This window comes from Micromonospora sp. AKA38 (assembly GCF_027925725.1).
In the GTDB taxonomy this organism is placed as follows: domain Bacteria; phylum Actinomycetota; class Actinomycetes; order Mycobacteriales; family Micromonosporaceae; genus Micromonospora.
This window is the reverse complement of sequence record NZ_BNEI01000003.1, coordinates 1,033,992-1,052,138: the sequence shown is the minus strand read 5'-3', so window position 1 is coordinate 1,052,138 and position 18,147 is coordinate 1,033,992. Positions and strand designations below refer to the sequence as shown.

General features: G+C 75.2%; 10 protein-coding genes. 6 read left to right on the top strand and 4 right to left on the bottom strand.

All coding sequences use genetic code 11. From position 1 onward, the window contains the following. Window positions 1–18 precede the first annotated feature (18 nt). Window positions 19–2,577, bottom strand: a complete 2,559-nt coding sequence (locus tag TPA0908_RS13350; protein ID WP_281937855.1) for a hypothetical protein — start codon at window positions 2,575–2,577, stop codon at window positions 19–21. Between the two features lie 94 nt (window positions 2,578–2,671). Beyond that, window positions 2,672–3,229 (bottom strand): sugar O-acetyltransferase, encoded by a 558-nt coding sequence (locus tag TPA0908_RS13345; RefSeq protein ID WP_281937853.1) that lies wholly within the window; start codon window positions 3,227–3,229, stop codon window positions 2,672–2,674. Window positions 3,230–3,371: 142 nt separating this feature from the next. Between TPA0908_RS13345 and TPA0908_RS13340 the strand changes: the two genes are divergently transcribed. Next, window positions 3,372–6,713 carry a S8 family serine peptidase gene (locus TPA0908_RS13340; RefSeq protein WP_281937852.1) on the top strand — a complete coding sequence of 1,114 codons (3,342 nt, stop codon included), beginning with the start codon at window positions 3,372–3,374 and terminating at the stop codon, window positions 6,711–6,713. 56 nt (window positions 6,714–6,769) lie between these two features. Here the strand turns inward: TPA0908_RS13340 and dapD are convergent, their stop codons facing one another. Further along, on the bottom strand, window positions 6,770–7,729 hold the full coding sequence (gene dapD / locus TPA0908_RS13335) for a 2,3,4,5-tetrahydropyridine-2,6-dicarboxylate N-succinyltransferase (protein WP_281937851.1): 960 nt from the start codon (window positions 7,727–7,729) through the stop codon (window positions 6,770–6,772). A 103-nt stretch (window positions 7,730–7,832) separates the two neighbouring features. Between dapD and dapE the strand changes: the two genes are divergently transcribed. After that, window positions 7,833–8,903, top strand: coding sequence for a succinyl-diaminopimelate desuccinylase (dapE, locus tag TPA0908_RS13330; protein ID WP_281937849.1), 1,071 nt, complete (start codon window positions 7,833–7,835; stop codon window positions 8,901–8,903). A 50-nt stretch (window positions 8,904–8,953) separates the two neighbouring features. On the opposite strand, the gene TPA0908_RS13325 is transcribed toward dapE, so the two are convergent. After that, complete coding sequence (locus TPA0908_RS13325; protein ID WP_281937848.1) at window positions 8,954–9,115, bottom strand: hypothetical protein; 162 nt, start codon at window positions 9,113–9,115, stop codon at window positions 8,954–8,956. A 156-nt stretch (window positions 9,116–9,271) separates the two neighbouring features. Between TPA0908_RS13325 and TPA0908_RS13320 the strand changes: the two genes are divergently transcribed. The 4 genes from TPA0908_RS13320 to TPA0908_RS13305 all read left to right on the top strand — a co-directional run bounded on the left by TPA0908_RS13320 (window position 9,272) and on the right by TPA0908_RS13305 (window position 18,051). Beyond that, entirely contained in the window at window positions 9,272–10,138 is an 867-nt protein-coding gene (locus TPA0908_RS13320; protein WP_281937846.1) for an LOG family protein, read from the top strand. A gap of 1 nt (window position 10,139) precedes the next feature. Further along, complete coding sequence (locus TPA0908_RS13315) at window positions 10,140–10,685, top strand: LOG family protein (RefSeq protein ID WP_281937845.1); 546 nt, start codon at window positions 10,140–10,142, stop codon at window positions 10,683–10,685. A gap of 336 nt (window positions 10,686–11,021) precedes the next feature. Then, window positions 11,022–14,609 carry an ATP-dependent helicase gene (locus TPA0908_RS13310; RefSeq protein ID WP_281938595.1) on the top strand — a complete coding sequence of 1,196 codons (3,588 nt, stop codon included), beginning with the start codon at window positions 11,022–11,024 and terminating at the stop codon, window positions 14,607–14,609. 28 nt (window positions 14,610–14,637) lie between these two features. Next, the gene (locus tag TPA0908_RS13305; protein WP_281937844.1) at window positions 14,638–18,051 is read left to right on the top strand and encodes an ATP-dependent helicase; all 3,414 of its coding nucleotides are present in this window, start codon (window positions 14,638–14,640) and stop codon (window positions 18,049–18,051) included. The last annotated feature ends 96 nt before the right edge of the window (window positions 18,052–18,147 follow it).

Below are 18,147 nucleotides of genomic sequence, written 5' to 3'. Positions count from 1 at the left end.
CGACGGCGGGCCGTGGTGTCAGCCGACGCCGGGCCGGGGTGCGGGCACGCTCCGGCGCAGCAGGCGGGCCACCACGGCTCGTTCACGGGCGAACTCGACCGCCTCCGGGTAGCCGCTGTGGCTGCGGATCGGCGGGTCGGCCACCTCGCCGCCGGTCGGGTGCAGCGCCTCCGGGTCGGCCACCGCCACGTCCCGCTGCCCGGCGCTGACCTGCCAGCCGAGCGGGTCGGTGTCCCGCCAGAAGTTCGTCCAGGCGACGTGGCCGCCGGGCCAGGTGACCGCCCGGGCCAGCGTGCGCAGCCGCTCCGGCCCGAAGTAGGACGGGAAGATCCGGCCGTAGAGCCGGGTGAGCTGGCAGCCGTAGGAGAAGAACCAGGTGCGCCGCCGCCACCGGTGGGGCAGGTGCAGCAGCACCGCGGCGCAGATGACGGTGCCCTGGCTGTGCCCGGAGAGGATCACGCCGTCCATCCGGTCCGGGTGGTGGGGCGGCAGCGCCAGCAGCCCGGCGACCCGGGTCTGGAGTTCCGGTACGGCGCGTTCGGCGTAGCTGGGCGGGGCGAGCGGGTGTGCGGCCCGCGGCCAGAACGTGCACACGTCCCAGACCACGCCGACCGAGCGGCGGACCGAGTCGGTGCGGTAGACCATCAGCCCGAGCGCGCTCGTCACCACCGGCAGCCAGCCGAGCACCGCGTCGCCGAGTTCGGCGGCCCAGTGGATCGCGGTCTGCCACCCGGCCGGGGACAGCGGGCTGGGCCGGTGGCCGGAGAGCGCGGCGGCGCAGCACAGGATGATCAGGAGCGCGGCCCCGGCCGCGAACCAGCCGATCAGCCGGACCGCGTGCTCGCCCACCAGGCGGTGCAGCGCCCGGTAGGTGCTGACGTCGCGGCAGCGACGCAGGTCGTGCGCGGAGAGGCCGTCGGCGGCGGTCAGCCGCGCGTACTCGACGCGGCGCAGCCGGTGCAGCAGGTGGGCGGCGCGGACCAGCAGCCCGAGCAGGAGGACCAGCCCGATGACGCAGGCCAGCCCGGCCCAGAAGACGGCGAGCGGCGGCACCACGCGCCCCGCGCCGGCGGGGTCGACCGGCCCGTCGAGCCGCTCACTGACCCAGTAGAGCAGTCCCGCGCAGTACGCGACCGCCATCATCCAGCCGAACCCGGCGATGACGGCCGGCGCGCAGCCGTGCCAGGCGAGCCCGGTGTACGCGCCGAGCGGCTGGGTCGGCACGGCGGGCCGCAGGCGTGGCATGAGCAGCCCGGCGATGGCCAGCGCGATGGCCGGGCCGACGAGCATCCAGGTGTGCAGCCCGGCCGGCGCGGCCGGCAGGCCGGGCAGGCCGCGTTCGATCCAGGCCACCCCGAGCGGCAGCAGCACGGCGGCGGCGGCCGGCCCGGCGAGCGCCCGCCGGCCGGAGCGGTTCGCCGCGCCGATGGCCACCAGCAGCAGCACCTGGTAGGTGACGAGCCAGGCGAGCGCGGTCTCGTAGCCGGGCAACGGTCGGGCGGCGCGGCAGCCGGCGAGGTCCGGGACCGCCGGGCAGCCGACCGGTGGCCGGTACGTCGCCAGTGGACGGCCGGCCGGGCCGTCCGGAAGCAGGAGGAGGACGAACGTGCCGACCAGCCCGAGCGCGGTGAGCACGGCCACCGCGATGCTCCACCGGCCGAGTGGGGTGGCGCCCTGGCGACGGGTCAGCCAGGGGCGGCCGACCGCGACCACGGCGATCGTCACCACGGCGACGAACAGCGCCACGGTCGGCCAGGCGACCGCGGCCCGCAGTCCGCGGGGCGGGTCCATCAGCAGCACCGCGGCGACCGGCACGGCGGCGGCGGTCACCGCCCCGGTGCACAGGTGCAGCACCGCGGCGCGGCGCAGTTGCCCCTCCCCGTTCCAGAAGGTCGGGTCCTGCAACGGGTTCTCCAGCGGTTCCGGCGGTTCGGCCTGGTCCGGGCGGGCGCGGGGCTCGGCCGGCATCTCCGCCTCGTACTGGTAGGTGCGCCAGGCGACCAGCCCGATCGCGCCCAGCACGAGGAGCGGCAGCAGCAGCCCGAGGGCCAGCGCCCGGGTGTCCCGGCGCCACCAGGCGTTGCCGAGGAACTCCCACGGGCCGGGGAGTTGGCCCAGGCACTCGCGGCCCACGCACTGCCAGCCGATGAGGTCGACGCCGATCCCGGTCACGGCGATGACCAGGGTGCAGGTCAGGCTGAGGCAGAACAGCCGGATGAGCCAGGCGGTGATGCCGGAGCGGCTGGCCCAACGCTCCCGGTCCGGGTCCGCCGGGATGCCGGCCCGGGCGTGCAGCGCGACGTTCGCCAGCGCGAAGGGCAGCAGCAGCGTCCAGAGCGCGCGTTCGATGTCCCGCCGGGTCCGCGCGCCGGAGGTCAACTTCCCCCAGCTGTACGCCTCGACGCTGATCGGGTCGTCCCGGGCGGCCCGGGTGGAACGGTAGAAACCGGTCACCTGTCCGCCGGCGACCAGCTCCGGTTGGGGGCCGTCACCGCCCGGCCCGGGGTCGAGGCCCAGCAGTTGGTCCGGCGGGGTGTTGGACACCCCGTGTACCCGTAGTTCCAGCACGCGCTCCATCGCGGCCTCCCCAGAGTGAGCATCTCACTACCCAGAGTGCATGCTGATTCGGGAATCCGCATCCCCCCGAGGGGTTGTTTCGGCAGCTCAGGGGTCAGGACACCGGTTTTGTCGGCCGGGCCGGGTTACCCACCGCCACCACGTTCGCCGGCAGGTCCCGGGTCACCACCGCGCCGGCGCCGACCACCGTGTTCTCGCCGATGGTCACGCCGGCGAGCACGATCACGCCGCCGCCGAGCCAGACGTTGTCGCCGATGGTGATCGGCTTCGCCGCCTCCCACTTGGCCCGGCGCGCCTCCGGCTCCACCGGGTGGGTGGCGGTGAGGAGCTGCACGTTCGGTCCGATCTGGACGTCGGCGCCGATGGTGATCCGGGCGACGTCGAGGAAGACCGCGTTGAAGTTGACGAAGGTGCGCGGCCCGAGGTGGGTCTGGAAGCCGTAGTCGCAGTGGAACGGCGGGCGGACCCAGGCGTCCTCGCCGAGCGTGCCGAGCAGTTCGCGCAGCGCGGCGAGGCGGCCCTGCGGGTCGTCGGCGTCGCTGCGGTTGAAGCGTTCGGTGAGTCGGGCGGCGCGGTCCAGGTCGGCGACGATCGCGGGGTCGTCGGCGAGGTACAGCTCGCCGGCCAGCATTCGGTCCCTCATGGCGCTCATCGGTGGATCATCCCCGGTTCGGTCGCCCGAGGGGAACCGGTTCGGTCGGATAGGCGACTTCCGATTGCATACCCGGTATGCAATTCTGATAACCCGCATCGATGTGCTTCCTGTCGATGAAACGCTCACCGAGGAGAAAAGGTTGCCCCAGAACCGCAGAAGACTGGCCGCGCTCGGCCTCACCCTGGGCCTGGCGCTCGGCCTGCCCGTGCCCGCCCACGCCACCACGTCGGCGGCCCCGACCGGTACGCCGGCCCCGACCGGGTCGTCGACCCGGCCGGCCACCGTCACCCTGATCACCGGTGACCGGGTTACCGTCGCCGCCGGCGGTCGCGCCGCGGTCCGCCCCGGCGCCGGTCGCGCCAAGCTCCAGTTCGTGGTCCGCCGCGAGCACACCGGCCTCAGCGTGATCCCCCAGGACGCGTTGGCGCTGATCCGTTCCGGCCGGCTCGACCGGCGACTGTTCGACGTCACCGGCCTGATCGCGGCCGGCTACGACGACGCGCACCGCGACACCGTGCCGCTGCTGGTGTCGTACCGGCCGGGGGTGGCCCGGCGGGCGGCGGCCCCGCTCGCCGGCACCCGGGTGATCCGCGACCTGCCGGCGATCGGCGGCGCGGCGCTCACCGCGACCAAGGCCGACACCGGCTCGCTCTGGCGGGCGGTCGCCGCGGACCGCTCCGGCGCCCGGCTCGACGCGGCGGGGGGTGTCGACCGGATCTGGCTGGACGGGCGGCGGCGGCTGACGTTGGACCACAGCGTGCCGCAGATCGGCGCGCCGGCCGCGTGGGCCGCCGGATACACCGGCAAGGGCGTGAAGGTCGCGGTGCTCGACACCGGCGTCGACCTCACCCACCCGGACCTGGCCGGCAAGGTCGCCGAGTCGCGCAACTTCAGCGAGGAGGCCGACCCGGACGACATCGTCGGGCACGGCACCCACGTCGCCTCGATCATCGCCGGCAGCGGCGCCGCCTCCGGCGGGAAGTACCGGGGCGTCGCCCCGGACGCCACACTGCTGTCCGGAAAGGTCTGCGAGCAGTACGGCTGCACCGAGTCGGCGATCCTGGCCGGCATGCAGTGGGCCGCGGCCGAGCAGCACGCCACCGTGATCAACATGAGCCTGGGTGGCTTCGACACCCCGGAGGTCGACCCGCTGGAGCAGGCGGTCGAGTCGCTCACCGCGCAGACCGGCTCGCTCTTCGTGGTCGCCGCCGGAAACGACGGCGCCGACGGCTCGGTCGGCTCGCCGTCCACCGCCGACGCCGCGCTGTCGGTCGGCGCCGTCGACCGCAACGACGAACTGGCCGACTTCTCCAGCCGCGGGCCGCGGGTCGGCGACGGGGCGATCAAGCCGGACATCACCGCGCCCGGCGTGGACATCGTGGCCGCCCGCGCCGCGCACGGCCAGATCGGCGACCCGGTGGGGGACCGGTACGTCTCCCTCTCCGGCACCTCGATGGCGACCCCGCACGTGGCCGGCGCGGTGGCGCTGATCGCCCAGCAGCATCCGGGCTGGAACGCCGGCCGCTACAAGGCCACGCTGATGGCCTCGGCCCGGCCGCACCCCGAGCAGACCGCGTTCCAGCAGGGCGCCGGTCGGGTCGACGTGGCGCACGCGATCACCGAGCAGGTGACAAGCGAACCGTCCTCGGTCTCGTTCGGCGTCGCGGTCTGGCCGCATGCCGACGACAAGCCGATCAGCCGGACCGTCACCTACCGCAACGGCGGCACGACCCCGCTCACGCTGGAGCTGAGCGCCGGGTTCACCGGCCCGGGCGGGCGGTCCGCACCGGCCGGGATGCTCACCCTCAGCGCCTCCCGCCTCACCGTCCCGGCCGGCGGCACCGCCCAGGTCACCGTCGTGGTGGACACCCGGCTCGGCGGCGCCGACGGGTACTGGACCGGCCGGCTGACCGCCCGGTCCGGCGACACCGTCGCGGTCACCCCGCTGGCGGTCAACCGGGAGGTGGAGAGCTACGACCTGACGCTCACCCACCGCAACCGGGCCGGCTCGCTCACCGGTGACTTCTACACCACGCTGATCGGGCTCGACGACGGCGCGACCCGGGACGTGTTCGACGCCGACGGCGAGGCCACGATCCGGGTGCCCAAGGGCCGGTACGGCGTGCAGAGCCTGCTCTTCGTGGACGGCGACGAGGGCTGGTCGGAGATCTCCATGCTCACCCAGCCGGAGCTGGTGGTGACCGGGAACCAGCGGCTCACCCTGGACGCCCGGCGGGCGAAGCCGGTCCGCACCACCGTGCCGCAGCGCGGCGCGGCCCCGCTGCTGATCGACTTCACCGCAGCCTGGAACTTCGGCGACTACTACGCCAGCTTCGGGCTCTGGACCGACCGCTTCGACGGCCTCTACTCGGCCCAGCTCGGTCGCAGCGTCTCGGACCAGGTCTTCGTCGGCTCGCTGGCCAGCCAGTGGACCGAAGCGACCGCGCCGGAGCGCAGCCCGTACTTCTACGGGCTGAGTGACGTGTTCCCCGGCCGGTTCCCGACCGGCTTCGTCCGGCACTACCAGCCGGCCGACCTGGCGCACGTCACCAGCCGCTTCGCGAACGGCTACGCGGGGCTGGAGAACGAGCGGATCGTGTACCCGGAGCCCGACTACAACATGGGCGGCTCGGCGATCGTCGTGCCGGTCCAGGCGCCCGGCCGGCGGATCGAGCACCTGAGCACCACCCGGACCCGCTGGAACTTCGAGCAGGACTTCGGCAAGCGCGACGAGGAAGGCTGGCTGGACACGCAGGCGATCCTGGAGTCCGGGCCGACCCGCTACCAGGCTGGCCGCGCCTACGCCGAGGTCTGGAACAACGCGCCGTACGGCCCGTCCTTCGTGCCGCAGCCGCGCTTCCCCGAGCTGGGCATCACCCGCACCGGGAACACCGTCCTGGTCGCGCTGCCGACGCACAGCGACGCGTCCGGGCATCCGGGCTACTCGCTCACCGACACCGCACGCACCGCGCTCTACCGCAACGGCAAGCTGGTCGGTGAAGAGGCCAACGCCGGATACGGCGAGTTCGAGGTGCCCCCCGGCGTCGCGAACTACCGGCTGGACACCGTGACGACGCGCAGCTTCACGGACCTGAGCACCGAGGTCGCGGCGAGCTGGACGTTCCGCTCGAAGCGGGTGCCGGGCGAGCAGCCGGCCCGGTTGCCGGCGATGGCGGTCCGGTTCACCCCGTCGCTCACGGCGGACGGCACCGCGCCGGCCGGCCGCACGTTCACCGTCCCGGTGGCGGTGCAGCGCCAGCCCGGCGCACCGGCCGGCACGGTCGCGGCGCTCACCGTCGACGTCTCCTACGACGGCGGGAAGACGTGGCGGAAGGCGCCGCTGAAGAAGCAGGGCGGCGGGTGGACGGCGACCGTCGTGCACCCGGCCGGCCCCGGCTACGTGTCGCTGCGGGCCTCGGCCCGCGACGACGCCGGCAACACGGTCACCCAGCGGATCATCCAGGCGTACCGCCTGCGGTGAACCGGCCGTCCGGGTCCGTGGCGGTCGCGCCACGGACCCGGACGGGGCGGGACGGGCTAGTCGTTGGCGTGCAGGGCGGCGTTCAGCTCGATGCCCCGGCCGGTGCGCGGCCTCGCCTCCAGCGCGCCGGTCACCGAGTTGCGCCAGAACAGCAGCCCGTCCACGCCGGACAGCTCGCGGGCCTTGACCACCCGGCCGTCCGGGAGGGTGATCTTGGAGGCCGCGGTGATGTAGCAGCCGGCCTCCACCACGCAGTCGTCGCCGAGCGAGATGCCGACGCCCGCGTTCGCGCCGACCAGGCTCCGCTCGCCGATCCGGACCCGGTCCTTGCCGCCGCCGGACAGCGTGCCCATGATCGAGGCGCCGCCGCCGACGTCGGAGCCGTCACCGACCACCACACCCTGCACGATCCGCCCCTCGACCATCGAGGTGCCCAGCGTGCCGGCGTTGAAGTTGACGAAGCCCTCGTGCATGACAGTGGTGCCGGCGGCCAGGTGCGCGCCGAGCCGGACCCGGTCCGCGTCGGCGATCCGCACCCCGCCCGGCACCACGTAGTCGGTCATCCGGGGGAACTTGTCCACCCCGTACACGACCAGGTGGCGGCCGGCGGCCCGCTCGATCACCCGCAGTTCGTCCACCCGCTCCGGCGGGCAGGGCCCGGCCGAGGTCCAGGCCACGTTGGCCAGCTTGCCGAAGACGCCGTCGAGGTTCAGCTCGTTGGGCCGCACCAGGCGGTGGGAGAGCAGGTGCAACCGGAGGTACGCGTCGGCCGCGTCCTTGATCGGATCGTCGAGCGAGCCGATCACCGTGGTCACCTCGACGGTACGCAGACCGGGCAGCGCCCGCTCGCCGACCGCGCCCGGCGGCAGGTCGAGCACGTCGGCCCGGTCCTCCCCGGGCACCAGGGGCAGCTCGCCGAGGCCCAGCTTGCCGGTCGGGTACCAGGTGTCGAGCACCTGGTCGTCGGCGGTGACGGTGGCCAGGCCGATGCCCCAGGCGGATGGTGCGGACGTCACGGTGACACCTCTCTCCTCCGGCGGCGGCGTCCGCCGCTGCTCGCGGCCGCGGGCGCGGAACGTGTCCCTCGCACCCACCGAGGATGACGGTACCGTGCGAGACATGCAGAACCCGTTGACCCCCGAGGTCCTGGCCGATCCGGTGGCACTGACCCGTGCCCTGGTCGACATCGAGTCGGTATCCCTCAACGAGACGGCGATCACCGACTGCGTCGAGGAGGTGCTGCGCGGCGTACCCCACCTGAGCACCCAACGGCACTCGAACACGCTGATGGCCCGCACCGACCTGGGCCGCCCGCAGCGGGTGGTGCTCGCCGGCCACCTGGACACCGTGCCGCTCAACGGCAACTTCCCGTCGAGCATGCGCGGCGACCTGATGTACGGCTGCGGCACCTCCGACATGAAGTCCGGGGTGGCCTTCGCGCTGCACCTGGCCGTGACGCTGCCCGACCCGCGCTACGACGTCACGTACTTCTTCTACGAGGCCGAGGAGATCGAGTCCCGCTACAACGGCCTCACGCTGGTGTCGCAGAGCCACCCCGAGTGGCTGACGGCCGACTTCGCGGTGCTGCTGGAGCCCACGTACGGGATCGTCGAGGCGGGCTGCCAGGGCACGATGCGGGCCGTCGTCACCACGCACGGCGAGCGGGCCCACGCCGCCCGCTCCTGGCACGGGGTGAACGCCATCCACGGCGCCGGTGAGGTGTTGCGCCGGCTGGGCGCGTACGAGGCGCGTCGGGTGACCATCGAGGGCTGCGACTACCGCGAGGGGCTCAACGCCACGGGGATCCACGGCGGGGTGGCCGGCAACGTCATCCCGGACCGCTGCGACATCGAGATCAACTACCGGTACGCCCCGGACCGGGACCCGGCGCAGGCCGAGGCTCACCTGCGCGAGGTCTTCGCCGGCTTCGAGCTGACGGTCACCGACGCGGCGGCCGGCGCGGCCCCGGGGCTGGACAACCCGGCGGCGCAGGAGTTCCTGGCCGCGGTCGGCGCCGCGCCGATCGGCAAGCTGGGCTGGACCGACGTGGCCCGGTTCGCGGCCATGGGCATTCCGGCGCTCAACTTCGGCCCCGGCGACCCCAACCTGGCGCACCACAAGGACGAGCACGTCGAGCTGACCAAGATCCGGGACGGCGCGGCCACCCTGCACCGCTGGCTCGCGGCCTGACGTACCGAAGATCCGCAGGCCCGCGCCCGGCGTCGCGGGCCTGCGGATGGTCAGACGCGCGTGGTCAGCGGCGCGTCCGCCTGGTCGGTGTCGGCGGCCGGCTCGGAGCGGTGGGCCTCCACCATCCGGGCGCGGCGGCGCTCGGCCACCACGTCGTGGATCCGCCGCTGCATCTGCCGGCGGATCCGGATCATCTCGCTGTTGCTGATCAAACGCTGGCTCCTCCCCCGAAGGCGCGTCCCCCGGGCATACCGGGTATGTGAATAGTAAGACGTACGAGCGAGCGAATTAGTTGCCTTGATCGCAAAGATTTTCTCCGGCTCGCCGGCCTCCGCGCCGCGTCGCCGTCGCTCCACTACGGTGGCCCCATGAGCGACAGCACCGGGAGGCCGGCTGAGCAGGGGCCGCGCGTCGAACGCCACCGGGGAGCGGTCACGCTCCGCAACCGGGCGATCCCGAGCAGCACCGCGGACCAGCGGCTGCTCGACTCCCGGGGGCGCAGCGACTGGAAGACCAAGGACGCCTGGCGGGCGTTGCGGATCCTGTCCGAGTTCGTCGAGGGGTTCGACACGCTCGCCGACCTGCCGCCCGCGGTCAGCGTCTTCGGGTCGGCCCGCAGCAAGCCGGACAGCCCGGAGTGCCGGCTGGCCGAGGAGCTGGGCGGCGCGCTGGCCCGGGCCGGCTACGCGGTGATCACCGGCGGTGGTCCGGGCGTGATGGAGGCCGCCAACCGGGGGGCCGGCGAGGCGGGCGGCCTCTCCGTCGGGCTCGGCATCGAGCTGCCGTTCGAGCAGGGCCTCAACGACTGGGTCGACCTGGCCATCGACTTCCGCTACTTCTTCGCCCGCAAGACCATGTTCGTCAAGTACGCCCAGGCGTTCGTGGTGCTGCCCGGCGGCTTCGGCACCATGGACGAGCTGTTCGAGGCGCTCACCCTGGTACAGACCGGCAAGGTGACCCGGTTCCCGGTCGTGCTGATGGGCGCCGACTACTGGGGCGGCCTGCTCGACTGGCTGCGCGCCACCATGGCGGCGGACGGCAAGATCGGCCCGAGCGACCTCGACCTGATCCGCGTCACCGACGACGTCAACGAGGCGGTCCGGCACATCGTGGAGGCCGAGGCGGTGCTCTCCGCCGAGCAGGAGGCGGTACGCGAGGAGGCGGTCGCCCGGGTGGCCGCCGACCAGCAGGCCGCCGCCGAGGCCGCACCCGAGGGCCCGGCCGGGTCGCGCTGACATGGCCGACGTCTGCGTGTTCTGCGCGTCCTCGCGTACCCTCGACGACCGCTGGCTGGCGCTGGCCACCGAGACCGGCGCGGAGCTGGCCCGGCGCGGGCACACGCTGGTCAGCGGCGGCGGCTGTGTCGGGATGATGGGCGCGGTGGCGGACGGCGCACGGGCGGCCGGTGGTCGCACGCTCGGCGTCATCCCGCAGACCCTGGTCGACCTGGAGGTCGCCGACCTGGCCGCCGACGAGCTGCTGGTCACCGACGGGATGGCCAGCCGCAAGACGCTGATGGTCGACCGGTCCGACGCGTTCGTCACGCTGCCCGGCGGGCTGGGCACGCTCGACGAGCTGTTCGAGGTCTGGACCACCGCCACGCTCGCCCTGCACGCCAAGCCGATGGTGCTGGTCGACGCGGACGGCTTCTACCGGCCGCTGCTCGACTGGCTCGGCACGCTGGCCGAGCGCAACTTCCTCAAGCCGGCCGGCCTCGACCTGCTGATGGTCGCCGACAGCGTGCCCGCCGCCCTCGACCTCATCGACGCCCGCCTCACCTGACCGCCCTCCGGCCCGTGCTGCCCCCCGCCCTGGCCCCTGCCCCCGCCCTTGCCTGACACCCATACCGTTCCACTCACCGGGTCCGTGCCGGGTGGGTGGAACGCCATGGGTGCCTCCGGCCCCGTTTGACACCCGTACCGTTCCACTGATCGCGTCCGGGCCGGGTGGGTGGAACGGTATGGGTGCCTTCTGGGGAGCCTCGGGCCGAGTCTGCTGGCCGTGGGTCCCGGTGGTGACCGGCGCGCGGGGCGTGGCCGTTCCTGCTGACGGGTGAGCTGCGGCGCGCCGGACCGCGTCGGTTTCCGGGTGTCGTACCGGCGTGGTGGGATGTCCGTGATGCAGGCGTACCGGTTGGTGCGCCGGCCCGGCGACGCGGGGGCGGGGGTCACCCACGACGCCGGGGCGGGGCAGGGGGTGGGCCGGTCCGACGGGCCGGCCGTGACGGAGCCGCGATCCGGGGGGTCGGCGGTCGATGCCGCGCACCCTTCGATCGAGGCCGCGCAGCCCGGCCGGCAGCCGACCGGAGACCAGGGCCGCGCCGCGGGCGACCGGCGTCGGGCCGACCCGGTGCAGGCCGAGGCGGTCGCGCACACCGACGGGCCGATGCTCGTCGTGGGCGGTCCCGGCACCGGGAAGACCGCCACCCTGGTCGAGGCGGTCGCCGCCCGGGTGGCCGAGGGCGTCGACCCGGAACGCGTGCTGGTGCTCACGTTCGGTCGGCGCGGCGCCACCGAACTGCGTCGGCGCATCGAGGCGCGGATCGCCGGCGACGGCCACCGGGCGGTGCGTGAGCCGCTGGTCCGCACGTTCCCGGCGTACGCGTTCGGGCTGCTCCGCCGCGCCGCCGCCGAGCGTGGCGAGCCGTCGCCCCGGCTGCTCACCGGTCCGGAGCAGGATCTGATCATCCGGGAGCTGCTCGACGTGGTCGGCGACGAGCCGGCGGACGACCCGGTCGGCTGGCCGGAGGACCTGCGCCCCGCGTTGCGGACCCGGGCGTTCGCCCAGCAGCTCCGCGACCTGCTGATGCGGGCCGCGGAGCGGGGCGTCGGCCCGGTCGAGCTGGCCCGGCTGGGCGAGAAGCTGGGCCGCGCCGACTGGCCGGCCGCCGCCCGCTTCCTCCGGGAGTACGTCGCCGTCCTCGCGTTGCGCGACGTGAGCAACCGGGGCTCGGTCGCGTACGACCCGGCGGAGCTGGTGCGGGCCGCCACCGGCATGCTGCTCGACGATCCCGACCTGCTCGCCGCCGAACGCCGCCGCCTGGCCCACATCTACGTCGACGAGTTGGCCGACACGGACCCGGCCCAGGTGGACCTGCTCGCGGTGGTGGCCGGTGGCGGCCGGTCCCTGGTCGCCTTCGCCGACCCGGACTCCTCCACGTACTCGTTCCGCGGCGCCGACCCGGCCGTGGTCAGCACGTTCGGTCACCGGTTCCGGACCGCGTCCGGCGCGCCGGCCGCCCAGGTCACGCTGACCACGTCCTACCGGGCCGGGCCGGAGCTGCTGGCGGCGACCGCCCGGCTGGCCCGGCGGCTGCGCGGTCCGGCGGCGCACCGGCGGCTGCGTCCGCTTCCGGACGCGCCGGCCGGGGCGGTCGAGGTGCGTACGTTCCGCTCGGCGACCAGCGAGTCGGCCTGGCTGGCCCACGCGCTGCGCGAGGCACACCTGCTCGACGGCGTGCCCTGGTCCCGGATGGCGGTGCTGGTCCGGTCCACCGGGCGGCAGCTCCCGTCGCTGCGGCGCGCCCTGCACACCGCCGGGGTGCCCACCGTCGTGCACGGCGAGGACCTGCCGCTGCACCTCCAACCGGCGGTGGCCCCGCTGCTGCTCCTGCTCCGCTGCGCGCTCGAACCCGACCGGCTGGACGAGGAGGCGGCGGTGGCGCTGCTGCACTCGCCGCTGGGCGGTGCCGACCCGCTGGCCGAGCGACGACTGCGGCAGGGGATGCGGGCGCTCGCGTTGGCCGGCGGCGACCGCCGCCCCTCCGGTGAGCTGTTGGTGGAGGCGCTGCGCGACCCGGCCGAGCTGGCCGCCGTCGAGCGTCGTTGGGCGGCGCCCGCGCAGGCCGTCGCGCATCTGCTGGCGACCGCCCGGGAGGCCGCCGCCACCCCGGGCGCCACCGCCGAGGACGTGCTCTGGGCGGTGTGGCGGGAGAGCGGGTTGGCCGAGCGCTGGGCCGGGGCGATCACCCAGGGGCGGGAGGCCACCGGCGAGCACGAGACCGCCCGGCGGTGGCGGGCCGAGGCCGCCGACCGTGACCTGGACGCGGTACTGGTGCTCTTCGACGCCGCCGCCCGGTTCACCGACCGGCTGCCGGGGGCGCGCACCGAGGTCTTCCTCGACCACGTGCTCGGGCAGGAGTTGCCGGCGGACACGCTCGCCGCCGCCGCCGACCGGGGCGAGGCGGTCCGCCTGCTCACCGCGCACGCCGCCAAGGGCCTGGAGTGGGATCTCGTCGCCGTCGCCGGGGTCCAGGAGGGCGTCTGGCCCGACCTGCGGCTGCGCGGCAGCCTGCTCGGCTCGGAGCGGCTGGTCGACGTGCTCGCCGGCCGGGCCGACGGGGCGGGGCTGCGGGCCAGTCTGGTCGGGCAGACGTCCGCGTTGCTGGACGAGGAGCGGCGGCTGTTCCACGTCGCGGTCAGCCGGGCCCGGCGTCGGCTGCTGGTCTCCGCGGTCGCCTCGGCGGCGGTCGGTGGCGACGACCACGAGGAGCAGCCCAGCCGCTTCCTGCACGAGCTGGCCGCCGGCGACCCGCCCGCCACCGGCGCCGGCGGCACCGCCCCGCCCGACGGCGGGCCGCCCGGTGACGGACCGTCGGGCGGGGGACCGGCACCGGACGGACCGTCGGGCGGGGGACCGGCACCGGACGGGCCGGTGCCGCACGGCGACGACCACCCGTCGGACGCGCCGTCCGGCGCGCTCCCGGTGACGCTGCCGCCGCGCGGGCTCACCCTGTCCGCGTTGGTGGCGGAGCTGCGTACCGCGATCACCGACCCGGCGGCGCCGGTGAGCCGGCGGCGCGCGGCGGCGGGCGAACTGGCCCGGCTGGCCGCCGCCGGGGTGCCCGGCGCGCACCCGGACGACTGGTGGGGGCTGCGCGGTCTCTCCGACGACCGGCCGCTCGTCGACGACGGCGAGCCGGTGCGGGTCACCCCGTCGGCCATGGAGAGCGCGTTGCGGTGCAGCCTGCGCTGGCTGCTGGAACGGCACGGCGGCAGTGGGCCGGCCAGCGCCGCGCAGGGCGTCGGCAACCTGGTGCACGCCGCCGCGATGCTGGCCGAGGACGCGAGCGTCGACCGGGAGACGCTGCTGGAGTACGTTGCCGCCCGGTTCGACGCGATCGAGCTGGCCGCCCGGTGGATGGTCGGCCCGGAGCGGCAGCGCGCCGAGGCGATGGTCGACAAGCTGCTGCGCTGGCTGGCCGGCAACCCGCGCCGGCTGCTCGCCATCGAACACGAGTTCGCGGTCCGCCTCGACGATCCGGCCCGGCCGGTCGAGCTGACCGGCCGCGTCGACCGGCTGGAGGTCGACGCCGAGGGCCGGCTCGTGGTGATCGATCTGAAGACCGGCAAGTCCACCGCGGTCACCGAGCGGGAGGTCGCCGAGCACCCGCAGCTCGGGGCGTACCAGGCGGCCGTGGAGGCGGGTGGGTTCGCGGAGTTCGGCGCGGAGTCCGGCGGGGCCGCGCTGGTGCAGCTCGGCACCGGCACCCGGGACGCCAAGGAGCAGGCCCAGGCCGCGGCCGGGGAGGGCCCGGAGGCCGGCTGGGCCACCGCGTTGGTCCGCCGGACCGCCGACACGATGGCCGCCGCCACGTTCGCCGCCGTCGCCAACTCCAAGTGCCGGGTCTGCCCGGTACGCACCAGCTGCCCGGTCTCCGGCCAGGGCCGCCAGGTGGTCGAGCCGCCCCCGGAGGATCAGGCGTGACCGCGCGGAGCCGGACGAGGACCGGACGATGACGATCCAGCCGGCGCTGTTCGGCGCCACCGGCACGCCGCCGCCCACGCCCCGGGCGGCCGACGCCGGGCCCCGCTACACGCCCGTCGAGCTGGCCCGGCTGCTCCGGCTGCCGGCGCCCACCCGGGAGCAGGCCGCGATCATCGCGGCGCCGGTGGAGCCGCTGCTGGTGGTCGCCGGCGCCGGCTCGGGCAAGACCGAGACGATGGCCGCCCGGGTGGTCTGGCTGGTTGCCAACGCGTACGTGCGGCCCGAGCACATCCTCGGGCTCACCTTCACCCGCAAGGCGGCCGGCGAGCTGGCGCACCGGGTGCGGACCCGCCTCGACCAGCTCGTCCGTCGGCTGGGGCGGCCCCGGCGGGACCCGCGTGAGGACCCGTTGGCGGGCGAGCCGACCGTCTCCACGTACCACTCGTACGCCGGGCGGATCGTCACCGAGCACGGGTTGCGCGCCGGGTACGAGCCGACCACCCGGCTGCTCACCGAGGCGTCCCGTTGGCAGCTCGTCGACCTGCTGGTGCGCAACTACGACGGCGACATGTCCGAGGTGGACCGGATGCCGTCCACCATCACCGACGCGGTGCTGGCGCTCGCCGGCGAGTTGGACGAGCACCTGGTCGACCCGGACGAGCTGGCCGGCTGGACCGGCCGGTTCTTCGCCGAGGTGCAGTCCCGCCCCGGCCGGGTCTACGCCGACGTGCGCAAGGCGCTCCAGCTCCAGCGGACCCGGCTGAAGCTGCTGCCGCTGGTCCGGGCGTACGCCCGGCGCAAGGACGACTTCGAGGCGATGGACTTCGCCGACCAGCTCGCCCGCGCGGCGCGGGTGGCCCGGGACCACCCGGGTGTCGGCGTGATCGAGCGGGACCGGTTCCGGGTGGTGCTGCTCGACGAGTACCAGGACACCAGCCACGCGCAGGTGGTGCTGCTCAACGCGCTGTTCGGCGGCGGCCACCCGGTCACCGCGGTCGGGGACCCGTGCCAGTCGATCTACGGCTGGCGCGGGGCGAGCGCCGGCACGCTGGACCGGTTCCCCGGTGAGTTCGCCCGCGCCGACGGCACCCCCGCCGAGGTGCTCGGTCTCACCACGAGCTGGCGTAACCGGCCGGAGATCCTCGGCGTCGCGAACGCGCTCTCGGTGCCGCTGCGGGCGGCCGGCGCCCGGGTGCCCGAGCTGCACGCCGCGCTCAGCGTCCGCGATCCGATCCCGCACCGGACGCCGGGCGGTCGGGCCGCCGGCACGGTGCACTGCGCGCTGCTGCCGACGTACGCCGACGAGGCCGACTGGATCGCGGACAGCGTGCTGGCGGCGTGGCGGGGCGCGGCCGGGATGCCGGGCGCGTTGCCCGAGCACATCCCGGCGGACCGTCGGCCGACGACGGCGGTGCTGGTGCGGCTGCGCAGCCAGATCCCGGCGATCGAGGCCGCGCTGCGGGCCCGGGGCCTGCCGGTCGACGTGGTCGGGCTGGGCGGCCTGCTGGACACCCCGGAGGTCCGGGACGTGGTCTGCACGCTGCGCGTGCTGGCCGACCCGACCGACGGGGCGGCGCTGCTGCGGCTGCTCACCGGCGCGCGCTGGCGGATCGGCCCGCGCGATCTGGTCGCCCTGCACCGGCGCGCCCGGGCCATCGCCCGCAGCCGGCGCGAGCTGACCGGCGACGACGGGCCGGAGATCACCGTGGACGTGCTGGACGAGGCGACGCTGGTGGAGGCGCTGGCCGACCTCGGGCCGGCGCAGGCGTACTCGGCGGAGGGGTTCGCGCGGCTGCGGTCGTACGGGATGGAGCTGGCGCTGCTGCGGTACCGGCTGGACCAGTCGCTGCCGGAGCTGATCGCGGACATCGAACGGACCATCGGGCTGGACGTGGAGGTGGCGGTCCGGGCCGGCCGGGACGGCGCCGGCGACGCCGGGCTGGCCCGCGCCCACCTGGACGCGCTCGGCGACGTCGCGGCGCGGTTCAGCGGCGAGACGCCCGGCGCCACGCTGGCCGGTTTCCTCGCCTACCTGGCCGCCGCCGAGGACGAGGAGCGTGGGCTGGCCCCGGGCGAGGTCGAGGTGGTGGCCGGCGCCGTGCAGGTGCTCACCGCGCACGCCGCGAAGGGCCTGGAGTGGGACGTGGTGGCGGTGGCCGGGCTGACCCGGGGTGGGTGGCCGGGGCCGGTGCGCAACTCCGACCACTGGCTGGGCGGGCTCGGCGTGCTGCCGTTCCCGCTGCGCGGCGACGCGGACGGGCTGCCCGAGCTGGCCCTGCCGGAGGCGGCGGACCAGCGTGAGGTGGCCCGTGCGTTGGCCGGGTTCACCGACGACTGGCGGGCGCACGACGAGCGGGAGGAGCGCCGGCTGGCGTACGTGGCGGTGACCCGGCCGCGCCGGTTGCTGCTCTGCTCCGGCTACTGGTGGGGGGAGGGGACGAAGCGGTTCCGCGGCCCGTCGCTGTTCCTGCGCGAGGTGTACGACGTCGGCCTGGCCGGGACGGACGGGCACGTGGTCGACGCGTGGGCGCCGGAGCCGGCCGGGGACGCGGTGAACCCGACCACCGAGACGGTGCTGCGGGCGGAGTGGCCGGCCGACCCGCTGGGCGGGCGTCGGCCGGCGCTGAACGAGGCGGCGGCGCTGGTCCGTCGCCACCTGGCCGACCCGGAGGCGGCCCGTCGCGAGGCCGCGCTGCTGGCCACCGTCGGGTCGACCGCGGTCGGGGCGACCCCGCCGGACGACGCCGACGCGGAGGTGGAGCGCTGGCGGCGGGAGGCCGACCTGCTGCTCGCCGAGCGGGCGGAGCTGGCCCGCCGGGCCGAGGCGGTCGAGGTCGAGCTGCCCGGCCAGCTCTCGGTGACCCAGCTCGTGGCGTTGCGCCGGGACCCGGAGGCACTGGCCCGTGCGCTGCGTCGTCCGATGCCGAGCGCACCCAGCCCGTACGCGCGGCGGGGCACCGCCTTCCACGCCTGGCTGGAGCAGCGCTTCGGCGCCGACCGGCTGCTGGACGTCGACGAGCTGCCCGGTGCCGCCGACGACGGCGCCGCCCCGGACGGGGCGCTGGCCGAGTTGCAGGAGCGGTTCCTGGCCAGCGAGTGGGCCGACCGGGTGCCGGTGGAGGTCGAGGTGCCGTTCGCCACAGTGATCGCCGGCGTGGTGGTCCGGGGTCGGATGGACGCCGTGTTCGCCCGCCCCGGCGGGCGTTACGACGTGGTGGACTGGAAGACCGGCCGCCAGCCCACCGGCCCGGAGGCCGAGGCGGCGGCGGTGCAGCTCGCGGTCTACCGGCTGGCCTGGGCGGAGTTGGCCGGCGTGCCGGTGGAACGGGTCGGCGCGGCGTTCCACTACGTGCGGGACGCGGTGACCGTCCGCCCGGCGGACCTGCTCGACGTCGAGGGGCTGACCGCGTTGGTGGCCGCCGTGCCGGAAATTTCGACGTGATCTCCCCGCCGGACGAGATCCGTGGTACGTTGGTCTCGTTGCAGTTTTGGTTTCCAGAGACTCTGTGTGCGCCTGGCGGATTGTGGCCCCAGGCGC

Bases quoted from the DNA above. Each gene is read 5' to 3' on its own strand.
- TPA0908_RS13350 (WP_281937855.1), bottom strand. From the start codon at position 2,577: ATGGAGCGCGTGCTGGAACTACGGGTACACGGGGTGTCCAACACCCCG.
- TPA0908_RS13345 (WP_281937853.1), bottom strand. From the start codon at position 3,229: ATGAGCGCCATGAGGGACCGAATGCTGGCCGGCGAGCTGTACCTCGCC.
- dapE (WP_281937849.1), top strand. From the start codon at position 7,833: ATGCAGAACCCGTTGACCCCCGAGGTCCTGGCCGATCCGGTGGCACTG.
- TPA0908_RS13320 (WP_281937846.1), top strand. From the start codon at position 9,272: ATGAGCGACAGCACCGGGAGGCCGGCTGAGCAGGGGCCGCGCGTCGAA.
- TPA0908_RS13315 (WP_281937845.1), top strand. From the start codon at position 10,140: ATGGCCGACGTCTGCGTGTTCTGCGCGTCCTCGCGTACCCTCGACGAC.
- TPA0908_RS13310 (WP_281938595.1), top strand. From the start codon at position 11,022: ATGCAGGCGTACCGGTTGGTGCGCCGGCCCGGCGACGCGGGGGCGGGG.
- TPA0908_RS13305 (WP_281937844.1), top strand. From the start codon at position 14,638: ATGACGATCCAGCCGGCGCTGTTCGGCGCCACCGGCACGCCGCCGCCC.